The sequence below is a fragment of the Gaoshiqia sediminis genome, assembly GCF_025907915.1.
Lineage (GTDB): Bacteria > Bacteroidota > Bacteroidia > Bacteroidales > Prolixibacteraceae > Gaoshiqia > Gaoshiqia sediminis.
Window position 1 is genome coordinate 23153 of the sequence record NZ_JAPAAF010000036.1, and the last position, 22640, is coordinate 45792.

20 protein-coding genes are annotated in these 22640 nt (G+C 49.4%); 11 read left to right on the forward strand and 9 right to left on the reverse strand.

Annotation, left to right across the window (positions count from 1 at the left end; genetic code table 11):
- Nucleotides 1–4: 4 nt before the first annotated feature.
- The 3 genes from N2K84_RS16880 (at nt 5) to N2K84_RS16890 (ending at nt 3945) form a co-directional block, all read left to right on the forward strand.
- Nucleotides 5–1264, forward strand: a complete 1260-nt coding sequence (locus N2K84_RS16880) for an ABC transporter permease (RefSeq protein ID WP_282593008.1) — start codon at nt 5–7, stop codon at nt 1262–1264.
- Nucleotides 1265–1423: 159 nt separating this feature from the next.
- Nucleotides 1424–2551, forward strand: a complete 1128-nt coding sequence (locus N2K84_RS16885; protein ID WP_282593009.1) for an efflux RND transporter periplasmic adaptor subunit — start codon at nt 1424–1426, stop codon at nt 2549–2551.
- A 59-nt stretch (nt 2552–2610) separates the two neighbouring features.
- Nucleotides 2611–3945, forward strand: a complete 1335-nt coding sequence (locus N2K84_RS16890) for a TolC family protein (RefSeq protein WP_282593010.1) — start codon at nt 2611–2613, stop codon at nt 3943–3945.
- On the opposite strand, the gene N2K84_RS16895 is transcribed toward N2K84_RS16890, so the two are convergent.
- Nucleotides 3918–4148: a hypothetical protein gene (locus N2K84_RS16895; protein WP_282593011.1), complete on the reverse strand. Its 231-nt coding sequence runs from the start codon at nt 4146–4148 to the stop codon at nt 3918–3920. The two genes, N2K84_RS16890 and N2K84_RS16895, sit on opposite strands and share 28 nt — an antisense overlap.
- A gap of 136 nt (nt 4149–4284) precedes the next feature.
- Here N2K84_RS16895 and N2K84_RS16900 point away from each other — a divergent pair, with 136 nt between their 5' ends.
- From N2K84_RS16900 to N2K84_RS16915, 4 genes are all read left to right on the forward strand, one after another.
- Nucleotides 4285–4899, forward strand: coding sequence for a porin family protein (locus N2K84_RS16900; protein WP_282593012.1), 615 nt, complete (start codon nt 4285–4287; stop codon nt 4897–4899).
- Between the two features lie 253 nt (nt 4900–5152).
- On the forward strand, nt 5153–5749 hold the full coding sequence (locus N2K84_RS16905; RefSeq protein WP_282593013.1) for a porin family protein: 597 nt from the start codon (nt 5153–5155) through the stop codon (nt 5747–5749).
- 210 nt (nt 5750–5959) lie between these two features.
- Nucleotides 5960–7546: a hypothetical protein gene (locus tag N2K84_RS16910; RefSeq protein ID WP_282593014.1), complete on the forward strand. Its 1587-nt coding sequence runs from the start codon at nt 5960–5962 to the stop codon at nt 7544–7546.
- Nucleotides 7533–8102 (forward strand): hypothetical protein, encoded by a 570-nt coding sequence (locus N2K84_RS16915; RefSeq protein WP_282593015.1) that lies wholly within the window; start codon nt 7533–7535, stop codon nt 8100–8102. The genes N2K84_RS16910 and N2K84_RS16915 overlap by 14 nt, the downstream gene beginning before the upstream one ends.
- 217 nt (nt 8103–8319) lie before the next feature.
- Here N2K84_RS16915 and N2K84_RS16920 read toward each other — a convergent pair whose 3' ends face one another.
- Entirely contained in the window at nt 8320–8727 is a 408-nt protein-coding gene (locus tag N2K84_RS16920) for a DUF4332 domain-containing protein (protein ID WP_282593016.1), read from the reverse strand.
- A 28-nt stretch (nt 8728–8755) separates the two neighbouring features.
- Nucleotides 8756–9199 carry a hypothetical protein gene (locus N2K84_RS16925; RefSeq protein ID WP_282593017.1) on the reverse strand — a complete coding sequence of 148 codons (444 nt, stop codon included), beginning with the start codon at nt 9197–9199 and terminating at the stop codon, nt 8756–8758.
- 60 nt (nt 9200–9259) lie between these two features.
- On the opposite strand from N2K84_RS16925, the gene N2K84_RS16930 reads away from it, so the two are divergent.
- Nucleotides 9260–10813 carry a helicase HerA-like domain-containing protein gene (locus N2K84_RS16930; protein WP_282593018.1) on the forward strand — a complete coding sequence of 518 codons (1554 nt, stop codon included), beginning with the start codon at nt 9260–9262 and terminating at the stop codon, nt 10811–10813.
- Between the two features lie 6 nt (nt 10814–10819).
- Here the strand turns inward: N2K84_RS16930 and ypfJ are convergent, their stop codons facing one another.
- From ypfJ to N2K84_RS16960, 6 genes are all read right to left on the reverse strand, one after another.
- Nucleotides 10820–11671 carry a KPN_02809 family neutral zinc metallopeptidase gene (gene ypfJ, locus N2K84_RS16935; RefSeq protein WP_282593019.1) on the reverse strand — a complete coding sequence of 284 codons (852 nt, stop codon included), beginning with the start codon at nt 11669–11671 and terminating at the stop codon, nt 10820–10822.
- Between the two features lie 75 nt (nt 11672–11746).
- Nucleotides 11747–12481 (reverse strand): PPK2 family polyphosphate kinase, encoded by a 735-nt coding sequence (locus tag N2K84_RS16940; protein ID WP_282593020.1) that lies wholly within the window; start codon nt 12479–12481, stop codon nt 11747–11749.
- 249 nt (nt 12482–12730) lie between these two features.
- The gene (kbl, locus tag N2K84_RS16945; RefSeq protein WP_282593021.1) at nt 12731–13918 is read right to left on the reverse strand and encodes a glycine C-acetyltransferase; all 1188 of its coding nucleotides are present in this window, start codon (nt 13916–13918) and stop codon (nt 12731–12733) included.
- 178 nt (nt 13919–14096) lie between these two features.
- Complete coding sequence (locus N2K84_RS16950) at nt 14097–15338, reverse strand: hypothetical protein (RefSeq protein WP_282593022.1); 1242 nt, start codon at nt 15336–15338, stop codon at nt 14097–14099.
- Between the two features lie 102 nt (nt 15339–15440).
- On the reverse strand, nt 15441–16052 hold the full coding sequence (locus N2K84_RS16955; RefSeq protein WP_282593023.1) for a ribonuclease HII: 612 nt from the start codon (nt 16050–16052) through the stop codon (nt 15441–15443).
- Between the two features lie 91 nt (nt 16053–16143).
- Entirely contained in the window at nt 16144–17274 is a 1131-nt protein-coding gene (locus tag N2K84_RS16960) for a glycosyltransferase family 4 protein (RefSeq protein ID WP_282593024.1), read from the reverse strand.
- Nucleotides 17275–17369: 95 nt separating this feature from the next.
- On the opposite strand from N2K84_RS16960, the gene N2K84_RS16965 reads away from it, so the two are divergent.
- The 3 genes from N2K84_RS16965 to N2K84_RS16975 all read left to right on the forward strand — a co-directional run bounded on the left by N2K84_RS16965 (nt 17370) and on the right by N2K84_RS16975 (nt 22016).
- Nucleotides 17370–18815 carry an oligosaccharide flippase family protein gene (locus N2K84_RS16965; protein ID WP_282593025.1) on the forward strand — a complete coding sequence of 482 codons (1446 nt, stop codon included), beginning with the start codon at nt 17370–17372 and terminating at the stop codon, nt 18813–18815.
- Entirely contained in the window at nt 18812–19450 is a 639-nt protein-coding gene (locus N2K84_RS16970; RefSeq protein WP_282593026.1) for a DUF3267 domain-containing protein, read from the forward strand. Before N2K84_RS16965 ends, N2K84_RS16970 begins: the two co-directional genes overlap by 4 nt.
- A 349-nt stretch (nt 19451–19799) precedes the next feature.
- Nucleotides 19800–22016 carry an APC family permease gene (locus tag N2K84_RS16975; protein WP_282593027.1) on the forward strand — a complete coding sequence of 739 codons (2217 nt, stop codon included), beginning with the start codon at nt 19800–19802 and terminating at the stop codon, nt 22014–22016.
- Nucleotides 22017–22640 lie beyond the last annotated feature (624 nt).

Sequence of the window (22640 nt, forward strand, 5' to 3'; positions counted from 1 at the left end):
AGCCATGTTAGATCTGGATTTATGGAAAGAAATTTTAAGCGCGCTGAAGCAAAACCGCATGCGCAGCTTCATGACCGCCTTCGGTGTGTTTTGGGGGATCTTCATGTTGATTATCATGTCGGGGGCAGGCCGTGCACTGGAAAACGGCGTAATGGAAGGCGTAAAAGCTTTTGCCACCAACTCGGCCTTTTTCTGGACCGAGCGGACCAGCATCCCTTACGAAGGTTTTCAACGCGGGCGACGCTGGAATTACGATAACCAGGACATTGAGTACATCCGCCAGAATGTGCGCGAAGTCGAATACCTGTCGCCCCGTCTGTTTGGCTGGCAGCAAAACGGCGATAACACGGTCCGTGGCGAACGCACGGGTGCTTTCAACATATATGGCGACTACCCCGACTATTTCAAGATTGACGGCTGGACACCGGTGAAAGGCCGCCTGATGAACGAGATCGACGTGTTGCAAAAACGCAAAGTGTGCGTGATTGGCGAGCGGGTGGTTGAGGTGATGTTTGACAAAGAGGAAGACCCGATTGGCCAGTATCTGAAAATCAGTGGGGTGTACTTCCAGGTGGTCGGAGTGATTCACCCCGAAACACGCATCAACATTGGCGGTGGCAAGAAGGAAGAAACCATCATCATCCCGTTTACGACCATGCAAACGGCTTACAATTATGGCAATGTCATTCACTTCTTTTCCGTCACTGCGAAAAAGGGGTACAGTGTAAGCGGCCTGCAGGAAAAATTGCAGCGTATCCTGAAAGAACGCCACAAAATTTCGCCCGACGATGTGCAAGCCATCGGATCATTTAATATTGAAGCTGAATTTGTCAAATTCTCCGCCTTGTTTACCGGTATCCAGGTGCTGACCTGGATTGTGGGCATTGGCACTCTGCTGGCCGGGGTGATTGGCGTGAGCAACATCATGCTGGTCATCATCAAGGAACGGACGCAGGAAATCGGCATTCAGCGCGCGATTGGCGCCACACCGGCAAAAATTATCACCCACATTGTGGCCGAGAGTGTTTTCCTGACCGTGATGGCCGGTTACGTCGGCCTGTCGCTGGGAGTTGGCATTCTCGAAATACTGAATAAGATTCTGGAAGCAGCCGGCGATGAAGTTTTCTTCCGCAACCCGGAAGTGAACCTGACGATGGCGCTTGCAGCTCTGGGCGTACTTGTCATCTCTGGCATGTTTGCAGGCCTTATTCCCGCCAAACGAGCCATCAGCATCAAGCCGATTGATGCCCTGCGAGACGAGTGAGGTGATTGATGATTTATGAATGATTATTGATGATTGAAATGGAAGATGCCAGCGATTATACGTTAAAGCCACTTAGTCACTTAGGAACTTAGGGGCTCAGGCACTTAGGAACTTTTAAAGAAACAAACAGAAAACAGAAACAATAAAAACCGAACACAAATGAAAAAGATTTTTAGGATTTTGGGAATTGTCATCATCGTGGCCATATTTGGAGGTACGATTTACTTCCTGTACACCAAATCAAAAACGCAGCCCGATATTTTTGAAACAAAAACGCCTTTTGTTTCCAATGTGATCAAAAAGACGGTGGCTACCGGATCGGTGGTGCCTCGCCAGGAAATCGAAATTAAGCCGCAGGTTTCGGGTATTATCGACGAACTGTATGTCGAGGCCGGCGACTTTGTGAAAAAGGACCAGGTGATCGCGCGTATCAAAATCATCCCCGACATGGTGAACCTGAATACGGCCGAATCGCGCCTGAACCGGGCAAAAATCAATTTCGAGGATGCAAAAATTGATTACGAGCGTCTGCAAAAGCTGTTCGACGGCGATGTGATCTCATACGAAGAGTTCAAAAAATCAAAGGTTGGCTACGACTCGGCCAAAGAAGAGCTGGCCGCTGCCGAAAACAACCTCGAATTAATCAAGAACGGGGTGACCAAGAAGGCTGAAACCGCCACCAACACGCTGGTACGCTCCACCATTAACGGCATGGTGCTCGATGTGCCCATCAAGGTCGGTAACTCGGTTATCCAGTCGAACACCTTTAACGACGGGACCACTATCGCCACTATAGCCGATATGCAGGACATGATTTTTGAGGGTAAGGTGGACGAGACCGAAGTGGGCAAAATCAAGGTCGGCATGCCCATTGAGCTCGAAATCGGCGCCATCGAAAAAGATAAGTTCGAAGCCATCCTGGAATACATTTCGCCCAAAGGTGTGGAAGAAAACGGGGCCATCCAGTTCGAAATCAAAGCTGATGTTTCATTGAAAGACAATCAGTTCATCCGGGCAGGTTACAGTGCCAATGCCAACATTGTGCTTGAACGGAAGGACAGTGTGATGGTGATTCCCGAAGGGATGCTGAAGTTCGAGAACGATTCGGCCTATGTGGAAGTGCTCACCAACGAGGTGGAAAGCATCTACGAAAAACGCAAGGTGAAAACCGGCCTCTCCGATGGCATCAACATTGAGATTGTGGAAGGCCTGGCGAAAGAGGATAAGGTGAAGGGCGAAAAGATTGATCCGAAGAAGTTGAAAGAAAATGAAAATAAGCAAGGCTAAGCTAAGTTGAAGTTCAACTGAATGATTAATTTAGCTTGGTTTAATAAAAAAACAGATCTATGAAGTACTATTTATTTACCATAATTGCCTCCGCTCTGATGGTTGCCGATGGTTTGCATGCCCAGGAAACCTGGGATTTGCGCCAATGCATCGATTATGCCCTGGAGAACAACATTCAGATACAACAGCAGACCGTTAATACCGATTATTACGGTAATGAGCTGCAGCAAGCCAAAAACAACCGGCTGCCGGGGATAAACAGCAGCCTGTCCAACAGTTTTAGCTTTGGGCGCACCCTGCAATACGACAACACGTATGCCGATTACAACTCGAACCAAACCGGGGCCAGCCTCAGCGCAAACGTGACTTTACTGAAAGGTCTGGTGCTGAAACATTCGGTGGATATGGCCCATTACGACCTCAAAGCCAGTTTGGAAGATTTGCAGAAGGCGAAAGACGATGTGATGCTGAACGTCACGGCTGCCTACTTGCAGATTTTGTTTTCGGAAGAACTGGTGCAGGTGGCACAGGACCAGCTGGCAGTGACCAAACTTCAAATTGACCGTACCCGCAAACTGGTGGAAGCCGGTAGCCTGGCCAAAGGCAGTTTGCTCGAGATTGAGGCCCAGTACGCGCAGGAAGAACTGAACCTGGTAAACGAGCAGAACAACTTGCAGCTGGCCTACCTGAACCTCTACCAGTTGCTCGAACTTCCGTCAACCGGCCAGTTTAAAATCAGTCAGCCAATTTTGCCGGTGGTTTCGGCCAATCGCACCGTGCTCAACTCCATGGACGTGTTCCGCACAGCTGTTCAACTTCGCCCGGAAGTGAAAGGCGCCGAATACCGGTTGGAAAGTTCTAAAGCGCAGGTTTCCATTGCCAAAGGAAATTTATACCCGACGCTTTCGTTTGGGGCCGACTACTACACCTCGTACAACAATAAGTACAAGGATGCTGTAGGAGCGGATATCTCTTTTTCCGATCAACTGAAGAACAACGAACGATATGGGCTTGGGGTGAACTTGTCTATTCCGGTCTTCAATAAATTCCAATCACGCACGCAGATTAAAAATGCCGAGTTGCAGGTGATGAACCAGGAGTTAACGGTTCAGAACACCAAAAACCTGTTGCGTAAGGATATTGAGCAGGCGTATGCCAACGCGCTGGCCGCGCTGAAAAAGTATATGGCCAGCAACAAAGCCGTGGATTCCATGCAGGAGGCTTTCCGCTATACCGAAGAGAAGTTCAGCGTGGGCATGCTGAATTCGGTAGAATATAACCAGGCCAAAAACAATCTTACCAAAGCTAAGAGCGACCTGGCACAAGCCAAGTACGACTATATTTTCCGAACAAAAATCCTCGATTTCTACAACGGCACCCCGATTGAATTATAATCAACCGAGAAATTCACCAGGCGACTTAAATTCACCTGGTGAATTTGCTTTTGTGTCGGAACAACTTCCGCTTTTCCTTCCTTCCTCATCTGCCATTCCTTCAAAGCAGTTTCTTTTATTGGGGCCTTTGCCAGGCTCAAAAACAATCCGTTGGCCTTTATCGTAAAATAGCCCGGACGTTCCGGCAGTTTGTTGTTTTTCAAATAAAAGCGTTAGGCGATACGGGCTGCCCACCCACATGATGCGTATTGGTTTTTCCTTGCGAAACCAAGGTGTCAGAACCGGCAAGGCGAAAAGGCCGAAAATCGGAAGAGTAGGCTAATCAGCAAGTGAAATCAAATGAAACGAATTCTGTTCCTATTGGCAATTGTCCTGTTCGGCATTTCTGCCACCGGACAACGTATCGGAGTTAAGGCAGGGGTTAGTTTTTCAAATGCCAACTTCGAAATTATGGACCTCAATCTTTCACCCGAAGGTCGAACCGGGATTCATTTTGGCTTTACAGGTGAGTTCCCGTTGACCGGTACCCTGTTTTTGAACCCCGGCGTACTGTTCTCGCAAAAAGGTTATAAGTACCGGTTTGATGATGAATTCGGACTTGGAAGCTTTAGCGGTAAGGATAATATGAATTACCTCGAAATTCCGGTCAACTTGATGTTTAAGGCTGACCTGAAAGGCCCGAAACTGTTGCTGCAGGCCGGTCCGGTCTTTGGAGTTGGACTAAATGGAAAATCTTTTTTTAACGGCGACCAGGAAGACATCGAATTTGGAGGCGACGACGATCAACTGGACCGGATGGATTTTAGCTTGAGCATCGGCGGCGGACTGGAATACGGGCACCTTCAACTGACCGTTAACAATGCTTTTGGCCTGTCAGATATTACCCATTCCAATGACGTGCACATCAAACACAAGGTATTTGCCATGTCGCTGGCCTATCTGTTTGGTGAATAATTTGTGCTATTCCCGTTTTGATGAATTGACAATTTCTGTTACAAAACAATAAAAATCAGGCATTGAAGTGGAGTGTAAGTCTTTCATATTTCATAAATTAGTGTAGCATAATCAATTCAGGACAACGGGCATGACGGGGCCTGCCTCCCCAACTACTACCGGGTGGTTTTTCCTTGTGCAACCAGTCGGGTATTCTACAGCAAGGCGAAGACGCCGAAAATCGTACGAGTAGGCAACATCAAACCCAATAAACATGAAAAAACTAATTGTAATTGCATTGATCCTGTGCGCTTATTTACTTACCGATGCTCAAACGATCGGTATCCGGGGCGGTTTCAATTTAGCAAACATTGAGATCGAGTCTGAAGGCATCAGTATTTCACCCGACGACCGCTTTGGCATCCATCTCGGTGTTGTGGGCGAATTCCCGGTAGGCGAATCCCTGTTCATCAACCCCGGACTGTTATTTATGCAAAAGGGCTTTAAAATGGAAGGAGATGGTGAAGATGTCAAAGGACGTATGAACTATCTCGACATTCCGGTAAATGCACTTTACAAGGTTGATCTCACCGGAGCCTACTTGCTGCTCCATGCCGGTCCGAATTTTGGGTTCGGCCTGAGTGGAAAAGAAGAATATGACGGTGAAGAGGAAGACATTGAATTTGGGAGCGATGAGGAGCAGTTAAAACGCCTGGACTTGGGCCTGAATTTGGGGGTAGGGGCTGAAATTCAGCAATTCCAGGTGACCCTGAACTACACGCTGGGATTAAATAATCTGTCGAATTATGACGAAATGGATTGGAAAAACAAAGTCCTGACTTTATCCCTGACGTATTTGCTGGGAAAATAAACCAAAGATACCATTGAAAGCGAAACGGCCCGGATCAGTTCGGGCCGTTCCTGTAATAACGAAAGGGCTGAAAGAGGCCTGTTCAAACTTTTTTCAGTTATGCTGAATGCGTGGAAAGTGGACGTGTTTTATGAATCTATCTGCCGCCGAACAACGTAAATAAAAGCATTTCTAAACGGTTGGTTTTCTGCATCAAAATCAGGTTGAACTATGAAGAATCGTTGTTCAGTTACCGTGGTAATTCTGATCGCAGTGAACATCTTTCAATGGGCTTGTTCATCCACTACGGTCCTTCGCCAGTTGGCCAAAGCCGATGAAATTCAGATTGACAGTAAAAAGAATGAATACCTGAAAGTACACATGAAGGACGGTGGTTTATTTGTCCTGTCTGTCGATCAACTCCTATTCGATCAGGATTCTGTTACCGGGGATGGAAATTACTTCAATGCCAGGCGTCAACTAACTTCCCCGGAAAGCGGTAGAGCCGGAACGATTAACTTTGCCGGTGGTTTCTACCGGATCGCCTTTACCGATATTGCCCTGATTGAAGCCAACACGGTTATGGGGCTGGAAGGGAAATGGATTGCGCTCGGCCTGGTCGGGGCACAAAATGTTATTCTTACCGTTTATTGTATCGCCAACCCGAAGGCTTGTTTTGGCTCTTGTCCCACTTTTTATGCCTGGGATGGAGAGGGCTTCCGGCTCATGGCGGAAGGGTTTTCCTCAAGCATTCTCCGGGCCTTCGAGAAACAGGATATTGATATGCTGCATGGGGCGAAAACCTATGGCGATGATTTTCAGCTTCGGATAACGAACGAAGCGCTGGAGACACATGTTATCCGGTATGCAAACCTGTTGGTTTTCCCGAAGGCGGATGGTGAGCGGATTTTTGCTACCGAAAAGGGTAATTTTTTTCAGTCCAAAACCATTGTCCCACCTTCATCGTGCAGCGGACCGGAAGGGGATTGTCTGACCTTGGTTTCAAACATGGATGCTCGCGAACGATTTAGTGAAGCCAATTCCAAAAATCTGGCGGCTAAAGAATACCTCGAAATGGAGTTTGAAAACGTGCCGGATGTTCCCTGGGGGCTAGTCCTGGGAACTCGTCAAACCTTGCTCACCACGTATCTTTTTTATCAGGGTCTGGCCATTACAGGTCAGTCTAACGGTTATTTGGCCGCCCGGATTGAAAGCGGGGACCAGTCCTTGCGCAAAAGGGTGGAGAAGATCTGGGATATTCTGGGTGGCATTGAAATTGAGCTGCAAGACAACTCCGGGAAATGGCAGAAAGTTGGTAAAATCAATGAGATGGGGCCGATTGCTCCCGATGTCCATGTCGTGACTATTCCAAGGGTGGAATCGGAGAAATTACGAATTCGGTTAAAAATGACCCAGGGACTTTGGCGCATCGATTACGCCGCCCTGGCTGCCTTGACCGCTCCGGTATATCCGGTTGAAATTCGTCCATACCTGGTAAAATCAGAGGGCCGGGTGAATGAAGATGCGCTGACCGCTTTATGCGATAGCATTGAGCCTTTAATCACGCTTCCCGGTGATGCCTATGAGCTACACTACGAACTTCCGGATAATGCCCACCAGTATGAGGTTTTTCTGAAAACCAAAGGATATTATCTGGAGTGGTTACGGGATGAATGGCAGGAAGAAGCTGACCTTAAAAAAGCTTTCCTGATGTACCGCCTGCCTCGGCTCTATCTGAAGTTGGTTGCAGCTAAGTTCAAGGAAGCAGAGCCGACAATGGAGGAAACTTTTTGGAACAGCAGATATGTCAAAAATTAGCAAATATGGTTTGTGGTTAATGTTGATTGCGTTTTGGGCAAGTTGCAAAACACCATCCAACATACCATCAGCTTATTTGGTGTCCCCAAAGAAAGTGCCTGAAATGACTCAGGGGTGCTGGATTATCGTTAATCAGGCTGAATCCGGAAAATCAGATGAACTCCCACCCGGAATTCAAGGGGAACTTATAGCAGCCGACAAGGATACGTTCTATATTTTAACCCGGATCGGATTTATTAGTCACCCGACGGAGAAAATCAACCAGGCTAAGCTTTATATTTTCAGAAACCAGGCAAACACCTTTGGACTGATTACCTTCTTTGGTCTTGTTCCCAATGTTATCGGAGTGGTATCTCGTGGAATGCCCGAATTTTTCGTCATCGGAATTCCCTATGCTGCCGTGGGCGTTTTGATGACTGTTTTGGAAGGTAATTCTACGGCAAACGAGTTGAACTACCCGCAAACTTCCGATCTGACCAAGTTTGGCCGCTATGCCCGGTTCCCGCAGGGAATACCGAAAGAAGTGGATCCGAAACAATTACATTTGATTGAGTAAAGGCATGCGTTATAAAATTCCGGCCTTTCGCTAAATCATGTTCAATGTTCCTGCGTCCAGAGTTGGCCTATCCAATTCTGGGATTTTATTCATGACCTACAGTGTGTTAAGTGGTGTTCTGAGAAAGTACGGAAACAGCAGCTAAGGAGACAAAAAAAAACGAGGCTGTCTTGAATTTGCTCAGGACAGCCTCTTCTATACTGCTTATTTTTCAAAATTAGTAAGTCACAATTGGGTCAAGCCCTTTGGCCTGATCGATAAAATCGCTTACCTGTTTTAGGGCTGGCACAGCATGGGTGATTTTTTTCTCATTTTGGACTTCAACCAATTTGGCATGAAGGTTTTCGGCGTTCCGGTTGCGTAGTTCCTTGACGGTGTCCACGCCCGAAGCCTTCAACAGTTCGGCAAACTGCGAGGCCACGCCTTTTATCCGGAACAGATCGGCCATGTTTACCCAGTCCAGAATCTTGGATTCATCAATTCCGGAATCAGCCGCAATTTTTTTTCTGCCTGTCTTGGATGCTCCAGCTTCCAGCAAGCCTTCAACAGTTGTAATACCTGCCTGGCCTAATTTTTCAGCGAACACGGGGCCAATGCCTTCAATTTCAGTAATTTTCTTTGCCATAACTTTATGAATTTAGTGACTAGATAATTTAAAAGCCTAATTTCTTGCCTAATCCGCCCAAGAGTTTGTCTTTTAAAGAGCCTTTCACCACATCACCCAACAAATCAGTCAGCCCCTCGGCGTTGTTTTTTCCTTTACGGTCGGCAAAGTCTTTTAGTTTTCCAATGATGAAAGGAACAGCGACTGTGGCAATGGATCCTGACATTTCTTTGGAAAGACCAAGCTTGGATACAAAATTTCCTATCATGTTGTTAGTCAGGCTTCCGGCGAATGCTGAACTGGCCCCGCCCTGGCCTAAAAGTCCCAGGATATCATTGATTTTTCCCGATTGAAGTTTTTCAGCTATTCCCTCTTTAACGGTCGTAGCAGCAGTGCTGGTCAGGCCTTCCAGTTTGTCTGAAGGCACGTTTAACTGGGATAAGAGTTTTTCCCCTAATTCCCCTTTGATGGTGTTTAGAAATTCGTCAATCATGATTTTTAATGTTAGTATGTTGAATACTGGAAAAATGATTAACTTGAATGAAAAACACTTATGGGTAAAGAAGTATTCATTGAAACAATCCGAAGCTCACAAATGTTCAAAGGCGGGTCGATTTTAATTGGCTCAGCGGTATATCAGGATGACTACGATACGCACTGCCAGGTGCGCTTACCTTTGAAGACGATCAACCGGCACGGATTGATTGCCGGAGCTACCGGAACCGGAAAAACCAAAACGCTACAGGTATTTGCCGAAAACCTATCGGAAGCCGGAATCCCGGTCATGGTGATGGATATTAAAGGCGATTTAAGTGGCTTGGGCGCTGCCGGAACCACCAACCCGGTTATTGAAAAAAGGGCTCAACAGATCGAAATGGACTGGCAAGGGAAAGCTTTCCCGATCGAGTTCCTGAGCATCTCGGATGAGCCAGGCGCCCGGATGAAGGCAACCATCTCGGAGTTCGGCCCGGTGTTGTTGTCGAAAATACTGGGGCTGAATTGCAACCAAGGCGGGGTCATGTCCATGATCTTTAAATATTGCGACGATCGTGGATTGCCGCTACTGGATATCAAAGACCTGAAAACGGTGCTGAACTTTATTCAGCAGGACGGGAAGGAAGACTTCCTGAAGGAATATGGCTTTATCCACTCCAATTCTTCCGGGGCCATCCTGCGGAGTATCATCGCCCTGGAGCAGGAAGGCGCCGATGCCATTTTTGGCGAACCTTCTTTCGATATATTCGACTTGATGCGGAAAACAGCAACCGGTGAAGGCATCATCAGTGTGCTGCGCTTGACCGACATGCAAAGCAAACCCGCCCTGTTCAGTACCTTCATGTTGTGCCTGCTGGCCGAAATTTTTCAGAAAATGCCGGAACAGGGCGATACCGGAAAACCTGAGCTGGTCTTGTTTATCGACGAAGCGCACCTGATCTTCAAAAATGCGTCGCGCAGTTTGCTGGACCAGCTGGAGATGACCATTAAGCTGATCCGATCGAAAGGTGTGGGCATCTTCTTTGTAACCCAGTCGCCAACGGATATTCCGGCAGCCATACTGGGGCAGCTGGGCACCAAAGTGCAGCATGCCTTGCGGGCCTTTACGGCCAACGACCGGAAGGCCATCAAGTCAGCTTCGGAGAATTATCCCTATTCAGAACATTACCGGGTAGCTGACCTGATCACTCAACTGGGCACAGGCGAAGCGCTCGTAACGGGACTGGATGAAAAAGGCCGCCCTACCGAACTGGTTCACACCTTGATTCGTCCTCCCTTTTCGCGCATGGATGTACTTACCGATTATGAAATAGGCCAGCTCTTGAAAGATTCTGCGCTCATCAAAAAATACAACATCGACCTTGACCGGGAAAGCGCTTTTGAACTCTTAAGCGAACGGATGGACGAAATGGCCAGGAACCAGCGCGATGAGGAAAAGGAAATCAGGAGTACACGAGCAAAAACCGGACGCACCAGCCAGCGACAAGAAACTTCAACCTTCGAGAAAATTCTGAGAAGTTCAGTGACTCAAACCATTGCCCGCGAAGTCACCCGGGGCTTGCTGGGAGTCTTGGGAATTAAATCAACCGGCACTCGCGCCAGGAAAAGATAAATGTTCTTAATTGGCTGAATTGAACGTGTCTCCCTGAGTGATATCGCCGGTGCTGAAGCCGCGCTTAAACCAGCTCATTCGCTGGGCCGAGGTGCCATGCGTAAATGAATCGGGCACAACATAGCCCTGCGATTGCAGTTGGATGCGATCGTCGCCAACCGCTTGAGCAGCGCGGAAGGCTTCTTCCAGGTCGCCCTCTTCCAGGATGTTTTTCATCTTCTGTGCATGATGTGCCCAAATACCGGCATAAAAATCGGCCTGCAGCTCCAACTGAACAGTCAGTTTGTTGTAGGCCGTTTCGTTCAGTTTACCCCGCAGCCCATGTACCTGGTCGAGCGTACCGGTTAGTTTCTGAACGTGATGGCCTACTTCGTGAGCAATGATGTAGGCAACAGCAAAATCGCCCTGCGCGCCAAGCCGGTCCTGTAGTTGTTCCAAAAACTGCAAGTCAATGTAAACCCGCTCATCGCCGGGACAATAAAAGGGGCCGGTAGCTGCTCCCGAAAACCCGCAGGCCGATTGCACCTGTTCGCTGAACAAAACCAGTTTCGGTTCCCGGTAAGTCTGCCCCATTTCATCGAAGAGCAGGTGCCAAACATCTTCCGTATCGGCCAGGACTACTTTTACAAACTCGGCCAGCTCCTGTTCATGGGCCGAAGGTTCATATGGGGTGGCACTTTCGGTAAAGCCTTGTCCGGTATCAAACAGGTTCAGCAGCGATTGCGGATCGCCTCCCAGCAGCAGAATGATGACGACGATTACGATGGTTCCGATTCCTCCGCGAAAGCCAATTTGCCGGCCCGACAGGCCGCGGCGGTCTTCCACGTTTGAGCTTTGTCTTCTTCCTTTGTAACGCATGGTGTTTGGGATTGTGATGAATTACACGAAATGCACCCTGGAATAGTTCCAAAAATCAACTGGAAAAAGGAACTGCTAGCGTAGTTCGGTTTTCAGGGGCGGCCATTGAATGTTCATTTCTTCCAGGGCTCTCAGAACGCTGTTGGCAACATGCCACAGTTTTTCCCAGTTCCGGTCGGATGGGATGACTTGCCAGGGAATTTGGTTGCAGCGCGTAAGAATGGACTCATACACCTCCAGATACTGATCGAATTTTTTTCGGGTCTCCCAGTCGCCATCGTTGTGCTTCCAGAATTTTCGTTCGTTTTCCATACGTTCGGTCAAACGCAACTCCTGCTCTTCGTACGAAATATGCAGAAAGAACTTCAGGATTCGGGTCCCGTTATGGGCCAGCAGCTGCTCAAAGTTGTTGATCAACTGATAACGCTCTTCAATGATCTCCGGTGTAAAAAGATTCTCCACCGTGGGTACCAGAATATCTTCGTAATGCGAGCGGATAAACACTTGGACAGCTCCTTTGGGCGGGCTGTGCCGGTGAACCCGCCACAGAAAGTCGTGTGCATATTCTTCGGGCGTGGGCTTTTTGAAGCTCTTCACCGAAATGCTCACCGGGTTGCAGTACTTAAACAGATCGCGCGTCAGGCCGTCTTTCCCCGATGCATCCATTCCCTGAAAAACCAGCAACAGACTGTGTTTCGATTCAGCGTACATTTGGTGTTGAAGTTCGCCGATTTGTTTCAAAACCGCCTTGGTTTGTTTTACGGTTTCTGCTTTGTTCAGGCCTTCGGTAAAGGTGTTTCGTTTCATCATGCAGACTTAGTTTTCAATAGGTTTTCAAACGATAAAGCTGAAGATATTGTTTCGTCTAAACCTGGCTTTTCCGTTTGCGGCGTTTCGGGTTTTATCCGGTGCGTAGGGTCACGGTATGCCGTGGCCGGGCGGATGGTAACGGACCTGAAAGGACAGTTTATATCCTTAGAGAAAGAATAGCTTTTGAATCCTTAAAAGCAATTTCCCTAAGCGCGGTATAGACTTACAAAGGAATCACGGTTATTTTTCTTAGATCACCTTCAATTCTTTCCCCACTTTAATAAAGGCGTCCACGGCCTGGTCGATCTGTCCCGGTGTATGGGCGGCGGAAAGCTGCACACGGATACGGGCCTTTCCCTTCGGTACTACCGGATACACGAAGCCGATTACGTAAATGCCTTCCTGTAGGAGCCTGTCGGCAAACTTGACAGCCAGCGGCGCATCGTACAGCATGACGGGGACAATGGCTGTTTCGCCTTTCACCAGATCAAAACCGGCAGCTTCCATTTTACTGCGGAAGTGATTGGCATTTTGCATCGTGCGGTGTTGCAGTTCGGACGAAGAGGAGAGCATGTCGAGCACCTTCAGCGTGGCTCCCACGGTGGCCGGGGCCAGCGTGTTGGAAAACAAGTACGGGCGAGAACGTTGGCGCAGCATTTCAATAATTTCCTTACGCCCGGAGGTACAGCCTCCGTTTCCGCCACCCAGCGCTTTGCCGAAGGTGGTGGTGATGATGTCAATTTTCCCGAGCAGCCCGAAATGTTCGGCCGTGCCGCGCCCGTTATCGCCAATGTAACCCGAGGCGTGGGAATCGTCCACCATCACCAGGGCATCGTACTTGTCGCACAGGGCAACAATCTCGGGCAGTTTGGCCAGGTCGCCGTCCATCGAGAAGACGCCGTCGGTCACCACCAGCCGGTATTTGGCCAATTGGGCATCTTTCAGGCATTGCTCCAATTCGTCCATATTGGAGTGTTTGTACCGAAAGCGCTGAGCCTTGCACAAGCGCACGCCATCGATGATGGAGGCATGGTTCAGCTCATCCGAAATGAGGGCAGAATCGTCGCCCAGCAGGGGTTCAAACACGCCGCCATTGGCATCGAAGCAGGCACAGTACAGGATGGTATCTTCCGTGCCCAGAAATTCGGAGGTTTTTTGTTCCAGCTCTTTGTGGATCGCTTGTGTGCCGCAGATAAAGCGTACTGATGACAAGCCGAATCCCCAGTCGTTCATCATTTCCTGAGCGGCTTTTACCACCTCGGGATGATTGGCCAACCCCAGGTAGTTGTTGGCACAAAAGTTCAGCACCTCCTGCCCGCCGCCCACGGTAATCCGTGCACTTTGCGATGAGGTGATGATTCGTTCGGTTTTATAAAGTCCCTGTTCTTTTAGTTCTTCGAGGGTGTTTTGCAAGTCTTGTTGAATTTTTCCGTACATGGCGCCATCTGATTTAGGGTTCTCTACAAAATAAAACAATCGGCAACGGAAAAAAAGTGATAAAAAACAGCTGCAAGTTGTGTAGCAGCGATAATTCCGAAGCAGAATCCAAAACCAGGAACTTGAAACTTGAAACTTGGAACTCTGAATTCGGAATTTGAAACCTGAAATTTGAAACTTATCCCTTCAGCCTGGGATTGACCACATTGTTGAACAGGGAACCAAACGTGAACGAAAGTCCCATGTTGATTTGGTAACGGTAGGCTGTAGCCATTTGTCGCTGCTGAAGCAGGATTTCTTCCAGGCTGGCTTCTCCTTTTTCGAGCGAGAGCCGGTCGTTGATCAGCGAATAGTTGCCCGACAGGTTCAGCGAAAGCCCGCGCCAAACCCTGACGTAAACGCCCGACCAAACCGACAGGCTGTTTTTGTTGAAGTCGTGAAAATAGTTTTGGAAAGAAATGGTGGTATAGGCAGAGCCCCATTCTTCTTTTACCCGGTAGGCAATGGCAAATTTCCCGCGGAACAGATCTTCATCAATCTTGTTAAAGATCGTCGTATCTTCGTATTGACGGCCGTTGTAGCCCAGAAAGTAGGAGAAACGCAACTGGCGGCGGCTCGAAAGTTCATAGGGGAACAAGTTGTATTCGATGGCCGGGAAAAACCAATAGTTAAGTTTGATGTTGTCGTAACTGCTGCGGGAAATACCGCTTTGCATGCCAACGGCCATGTGCTCGCCGATGCTTTTTACAACCAGCGACTCAAACTGACGGAAGTTTCGGGTTGCGATAACTTCATCCTCGCCGGTGTCGTACCAATCTTCATCGTATTGGTTGTCAAAATCAAACTCGTATCGCCATTCCGGCGTGATGCGGGTGGATTCAACGGAAATGTCAAAGTCAGTTTGTCGTTCCGCTTCTTCACCGCTGATTCGTGACGTTAGGTCAATATCGAAAACCCAGCTGTCCCATTTATCTTTTTCAGGCAAAGCTTTCACGGCTGCTTTCCCGTTGAATTGCAAGTCGACCCATTGTTCAGCATGGGCCAGGTAGCGTACCAGTCCCATCTTGATCGCTTTGGTGTACCCTTCGCGTACTTCGGTGTCGGTTTGGGTGCCCGATGAGAAATAATGCAGGGTGTCACTTTTCCCGCTGAATTCGTGCAAACCGATAAAATAGAAGGTGTAGTCGCTCCCTCCGCTACCGGTTTGCGATACGGTGCCCAATAAATGAACGTTGGCCGCATCGCGCGTGCGGGCATAGTTTACATACCTGAATTCCTCCCGCAAAAAGGTGATATCAATTCCCGGAGCGTCAATGAAAACGCGTACGGCCCGGTTTAATCCGGGGGCAGGTTGGCTTTGGGCAGATTGGCAGAGGAATAATGCTGTCAGCAGAAATAGGACAATACCTGATTTTTTCATGAAAAACGGGTTAGGTGTATTTGGTTCTGCCCGCTAAAATAGCAAGAATCAGGCATTAAGAACAGGCCTGTTAAGAGATGTTAACAAACTTGCAGCGATTTCTTACAGATCCAACGTCAGCTGGTCGTCCAGCAGGCGGAAGGTCATGCGGTGAAAAGGCGTGGTGCCAAACTCGCGGATGGCCTTGCGGTGGGCCTGGGTAGGGTAGCCTTTGTTTTTGTCCCAGGCATACCGGGGAAATTGATGGTGGAGTTCGTTCATCAGGTCGTCGCGGTAGGTTTTGGCCAACACCGATGCTGCCGCGATGGGCAACAGCTTGCCGTCGCCTTTCACCACGCAGGTGTGAGCGATATTGGGATATGCGCGAAAGCGGTTCCCGTCAATCAGCAAATGATCGGGCACGGTACCCAACTGCTCAATGGCGCGGTGCATGGCCAGGAACGAAGCGTTCAGGATGTTGATCTCGTCGATCTCGGTGTGGCTGACCACGCCCACCCCGTAGGCAACGGCCTGTGCCTCAATCAGGGGCCGAAGCTGGTAGCGCTGCCGTTCGGTGAGTTTTTTGGAGTCGTTCAGCAAGTCGTTTTCAAAATCGGGGGGCAAAATAACGGCTGCTGCCACCACCGGCCCTGCCAGGCATCCGCGCCCGGCCTCATCGCAGCCAGCCTCCACACGTCCTTCTTCCAAATAGAGTTGTAATTTTTTATCAGGCATAGCTGTCCTTTTAAGTTCCAAATTCCAAATTCCAAGTTCCAAATTCCGAGTTTCAGGTTTCAAGTTCAGGCTTTTGAGTCTTTCTCACGACTCACGACTCGCTAACGCATGCCCGGATGCTTTCCCAGAGCCGTTCAGCCGTCTGATCCCAGCTGAATTGCTGTTGCCGGATCGTCCCTTTTTCAATCAGTCTATAACGCAATTCCGGATCATCGGCCAGGCGTTCCATGCCTTCGGCGATCTCTTTTTCATTAAAGGGGTTGACATACAAAACCGCGTCGCCACCCACTTCGGGCAGGGAACTGGTATTGGAACAGATCACCGGCACCCCGGCGCGCATCGCTTCTACTACGGGCAAGCCAAATCCTTCGAAATACGGCACAAAAATAAGCGAAAAGGCTGCCCCCAGCACCTGGTGAAGCTCCTCGGTCGTTAGTCTCCCGGTAAAAACTACCTCGTCCGGATCGTGCATGGCTTTATGCGTTTTGCGAATGCTACCGGTTTTAAACATCTCACCCCCGGCAATCACGAGCTTGAAATCCTTGTCGGTGCGCTTTCGGATAGCGTCGAAGGCCCGGAGCATCCCGGGAATGTTTTTGCGGGGATGCAACGAGCCAATGTATAAAAAGTAGGGCTTGCCCTCTGTGTATGTTTTTCGGGTTGCAAGCTGTTCTTCCTTAGCTGTCGGCGTGTACAGCGTATTCACGCCGTTGTAAACCACGTCAATCTTGTCCCGATCGATGTGATAGCTCCGAACCAGATCTTCTTTCGAATACGACGAAACGGTGGCTATGCGCGTTGCCCGCCGGGCAAATTTCGGAAAAAAGTAGTTATAATACCATGCGGTCAGCCAGGGCAAATCCTGGGGGCGGTGCACAAAATTGAGGTCATGGATCACGGCCAACTGTTTCACCGGTGTGTTCAGCGATAAATAGCCATCGGGCGACAAAAACAGATCGGCCCGGTATTTTCGTAACACACGCGGCACCTGCCACTGGAACCAGACATGCCACAGCAAAGGGTGGCGGGTTGGGGGCGGCACTACCACCGGGGTAATGTTGTCCGAAAAAATAAATTCCGGATCGTAGGGGCGGTCGAAAATAAAGATGAACCGGTGCTCCGGATGGTGGCGGGTGATGCGCTGCAAGGTTTCATACAGAAACCAGCCTGTTCCTTCCAGTTTCCCCTGTTGCAATAATCGGGTGTTGACAGCAATGACCATACGGGCCCCTCGTGGTTGATTTCGTTCAAAAGTAAAAAGTCTGCGTAAAAATTGCGTAATTTTAACCCGATAAATAGGCTAATATATTCAGGACGTTGAAGCGGAAGTTTGTCACCAATTTATTTTTATTGTTGTTGCTGAATGGTTTGATCAAGCCATTCTGGATTTTCGGGATCGACCGGACCGTGCAAAATGTAGTGGGGGCCGAAAGTTACGGCTTGTATTTTTCGCTGTTTAACTTCTCCCTCGTGCTGAACATGTTCCTGGATCTGGGCATCACCAATTTCAACAACCGCAATATGGCCAGGCACAGCCATTTGTTACGCAAATACCTGGGCAACCTGGTCAGCCTGAAATTCTTGCTGGCCATTGGGTATGCCTTGGTCAGCCTGAGTCTGGCCCTGTTGATTGGATATAGCCGGCAACAATTTCACTTGCTTTTCTTTTTGATCGTGAGCCAGTTTCTGGCTTCGTTAACCCTCTTCCTGCGCTCCAACATCAGCGGCTTGCACCTGTTCCGTACCGACAGCCTGCTATCGGTGCTCGATCGCAGCCTGATGATTGTTTTGTGTAGCGCCCTGCTGTTTACCAATTGGTTTGGCGGTAATTTTAGCATCGAGTGGTTTGTGTATGCCCAAACCCTGGCTTATCTGATCGCGACCTTCATCACCTTTGGGGTGCTGCTGCGCTTCTCGGGACGCGTTCGGCTGAATTTCGACCGGCGCCTGTTTGTGGTGTTCATCCGGAAAAGCTGGCCTTATGCCCTGCTGATTCTCCTGATGTCAATCTACTTCCGCACCGACGCGGTGTTACTGGAGCGCTTGCTTCCCGAAACCGGGAAAGAGCAGGTGGGCATTTACGCGCAGGCTTTCCGGCTGATGGATGCCTTTTCGTTGCTGGGCGTTTTATTTGCAGGCTTGCTGCTGCCGATCTTTTCGCGGATGATTAAGCAAGGGGAGAAGGTGGGGCAATTGTTGCAGCTGGCCTTTTTGCTGATCATGGTGCCGTCGGTCTTGATTGGGGTGGCCGCCAATGTCTTTGGGCTCGAAATCATGCAGCTGCTGTACCGCGAACACGCCGAAATTTCGGCTCCCATGCTGGGCTTGCTGATGGTGGGTTTTGCAGGCAACTCGGCCAGCTATATTTTCGGCACGCTGCTAACGGCAAACGGCAGCCTGAAACAACTGAACGTGTTGGCAGCCGGTGGCATGGGCGTTAATATTGGCCTCAACCTGTTGCTGATTCCCCGTTTCGGGGCGCTGGGCGCGGCCTGGGTGTGCATGATCACCCAATTGCTGATGGCAACCGCCCAACTGATCCTGGCCGTGCGTATCTTTCGGTTTCGGGTGAATTGGGTGCTGATCCTGAAGCTGACCGGCTTTCTGCTTTTCGCGGTGCTGGCCGCAAAAGTTACCCACCTGATGGGTAACTGGCTGGCCGGAATGGGGCTTTTTGCGTTGGCCGGATTGATGTATGCTTCGCTGGTTAAACTGATCGACCTGAAAACGCTTTTCCTTCTTTTAAAAAACGAAACACGATGAGCCAACTTACCCCCGAAGATTTAAGGAAGGAGGATCAATTTGAATTGCTGGCCGAGGTGGAACACAGCCAAATCAAACAGTTCATCCTGGATCAGATTACCCCTGAGGTACGGCTGGTACGCTGGTTCTCGGCCTACCAGGTGGCCATGATCACCTTGTTTGTCTTTTTGCTGGTGAAAGCTATATTGCTGGCTGCGCGGGCGATGAACGATGCCTTGCTGTGGATCGGCCTGTCGGTCGTATTTTCGTTTACCGTGCTGATTGTGCTGCACGAGCTGTTGCATGCCCTTGCCTATTGGTTCACCGGTGCCCGTAAGCTGAAGGTTGGCGCCATCTGGAAGAAGTTTGTCTTTTACGTGGTGGCCGACCGCCAGGTCATCGATGCCCGATCGTTCCGGCTGGTGGCCTACGCCCCGCTGGTGGGGGTCAAACTGCTGTGCCTGGCGCTGGGGCTTTTTTTCTGGTCAAGCCCGTCGGCTTATTTCTTTTTCAGCATCATGTGCATCCATTCCTTGTTCTGTGCCGGTGATGTGGCCATGCTGGCCTTTTATCAGATCCATGCTGATCGGGAAATCTATAACTACGACGATGTGTCCACCGGCAAGTCGTTTTTCTATGTCCGAAAAGAAAGTTAAAAGGGCAGTTTAATCTGCTGAAACGTGGTTGTCTGCAAGCTATTCCCCTACCCATATTTGATCCCTCCGGGATTACCCGTCATGACCGAACAGCCGATTGTTCGATGTCAAAAGTAGCCGTGGTGGAGGTACAGTCCCGTAGGGACGTAATATCGGTAGAAAAAGAAAGTAACACCTGATTACCCAAGTCCGGCAACTGCCGGACTCAATAAAAACACGGGTTACAGCAATTCTGGAATAAATTAACCGGACACCAATGAACCTTAAATACGATTTACCAGTTAATTTCCCGGATCGTTTGGTCGTTTTATAAATTTTCGGTAGCTTTTGCTATTCTATTTTAAACCGTATGACCGATAAAATCAAGTCTTTTGGTACTGCTCCGGTTTTCTTTACGGCCATCTCTACTATTCTGGGGGCCATTCTCTTTCTGCGTTTTGGTTTTGGCATTGGCACCCTTGGCTTTTGGGGTGTAATCCTGCTGATTTTTGTCGGCCACCTGGTGACCATCCCGACGGCCCTGGCCATTTCGGAGCTGGCCACCAATAAACGGGTCGAGGGTGGTGGTGAGTATTTTATCATTTCGCGCTCGTTTGGGTTGAATATTGGCGCCACCATCGGGATTGCCCTTTACCTGTCGCAGGCCATCAGCGTGGCGTTTTACATCATCGCCTTCACCGAGTCGTTCGAAATGCTGTTCAACATGGTGCAAGACCAATACGGGCTGACGCTTCCCCGGCAGGTGGTGAGCCTGCCTGCTATGGCGGCGCTGGCCTTCCTGATCCTGAAAAAAGGGGCCAACATGGGGGTGAAAACCTTGTACGTGGTGGTGACAATCCTGGCGCTGTCGTTGCTGTTTTTCTTCCTGGGCAAAACGGATTATGCAGCGACCAAAACCTTCAGCTTGTTTTCGGCTGAAATGCGGAATATGGACCAGTTCTTCTTTGTTTTTGCCATCATCTTTCCGGCCTTTACCGGCATGACTGCTGGCGTGGGCCTGTCGGGCGACCTGAAAAACCCCGCCAAGTCCATCCCGCTCGGAACCACGGCGGCCACTGTCACCGGGATGATTGTGTATTTATTTGTGTCGTGGAAGTTGGCTGCTTCGGCCAGCGAAGCCGATATGCTGGAGCATCAGCTCATCATGAGTAAAATAGCCATAGGGGGCAGTATCATTGTGCCCATTGGGCTGGCGGCATCCACCTTGTCGTCGGCAATCGGTTCGGTGTTGGTGGCGCCGCGCACCCTACAGGCATTGGCTGTCGATGAATCTTTCCCGGCAAAAAAGTTGAACAACTGGCTGAAAGCCAATGATCAGCGCAAGGCCGAGCCGGTAAATGCCAGCTGGGTTACCATTATCATAGCCTTTGTTTTTGTGGCCATTGGCGATGTCAACGCGGTGGCTCGCATCATTTCCATGTTCTTTATGGTTACTTACGGATCGTTGTGCCTGATATCGTTTCTGAACCACTTTGGCTCATCGCCTTCTTACCGGCCTTCGTTCCGCTCGCGCTGGTATTTCTCGCTCACCGGTTTTATCACCTCGGTGTATGTCATGTTCAAGATTGACACCGCCTATGCTTTCATTGCCTTGCTTGCCATGGCGGGTATTTACCTGTTTATCGACTATTATCATTCCGACCGGAAAGGCCTGGAGCTGATTTTTTCGAATGCCATCTTTCAGGTAAACCGGAATTTGCAGGTGTATTTGCAGCGAGTGCGCAAACGCAAGGTGTATCAGGAATGGCGTCCGAGTTCCATCTGTATTACCGACCGCAGCTTTGAACGTAAGCAGGCTTTCCGTCTGCTGAACTGGCTTTCCTACAAGTATGGTTTTGGCACCTTCATTCACCTGATTCACGGCTATTTCTCCAAATCGTCGAACGCCGAAGCGCAAAAAAGCCTGGAAGAGCTGATTTCCCAATTTGAGCGCATCGAGAACCACGTATATGTGGACACCATCATTTCGCCATCGTACACATCGGCCATTGCCCAGGCCATCCAGCTGCCCGGCATTGCTGGCATGGAAAACAACATGCTCATCTTCGACAGCGATGTGGACGACCCCGACGGGCTGAAACGGATCATTGAAAACTACGCGATGGTGAATGCCGGTAACTTCGACGTACTCATCCTTCGGACCGGCAAGCGGAAAATCGACACCTATAAAGACATTCATGTGTGGCTTCACCGCCACGACGAGCACAATGCCAACCTGATGATCCTGCTGGCCTTCATCATCAGTGTTCACCCCGATTGGAAACAATCGAAGATCAAAATATTCGAAGTGTCGGCAAAAGAATCGGTTGAAAAAAGTATGGCGGAATTGCAGGAGCTGATCGTTCGCGGACGCCTGCCCATCACCCTGAAAAATATCGAGATACTGGAAGAGCGGCCCGATCGCAGTGTCCGCGACTGGATCAATGAGCTTTCGGTGGATGCCGGCCTGGTGATTACCGGTTTCCGGGGCGACCATCTGAAACATGCCCGCAAGCAGGTGTTTGAAGATTACCAGGTGGACGCCATGCTTTTTGTGAACAGCCACGATGAGAAGATCATTGAATAGTCCGGTAAATGCTGCGGCAGATGGACCGCGAAGAAGAGAAAAAACGTTTCAGGCAGAAGGTGATTGAGTTGGTGAAACGTCCCGGAGCAATTCCCGGTAGCCATCAGCCTGCGATATCGAGAAAGCGATTCCTAGTGCTAATATAAAATTGATCTGTCCTCAAGCCGGACTGGCTCTTCCTTTTCCATTCGATGAAAAGCCTGCCTGCGGTAGGCAGGGAAGCAAAAACCGTGTCAAAACGAACCTTCTGCCGGGCGTTTTGACGGCCAACGCACCCGCTTCGATCCGGGTTCCACGCAGCACGAGCAGGCATTGGAATCTGTTACTTTGGTGTCGCATTTTTTATGGTGCGGCCTGGGGTGCTTAGAAAGCCAGGGAAGGGAATCTGATTTCCCAAAAACCTTATTTTGGGTTTCTCAACCTTAGTAGCGTTGTGTGCAAATTGACAGCATTTTAAACCTTATTACCGTATTCGTGTAAACCCAGTTTATAGAAGGGAATAAGGTTGGTAGGAGGTTCGGTGCGGTATTTTTTTCTACTAAGGTTTGTCAAATGAATAAGGTTTTTATTGGTCGCAATCCCCCAATTCGATTGGGGGTGATGAATGGTTCTATCCCTTCGGGA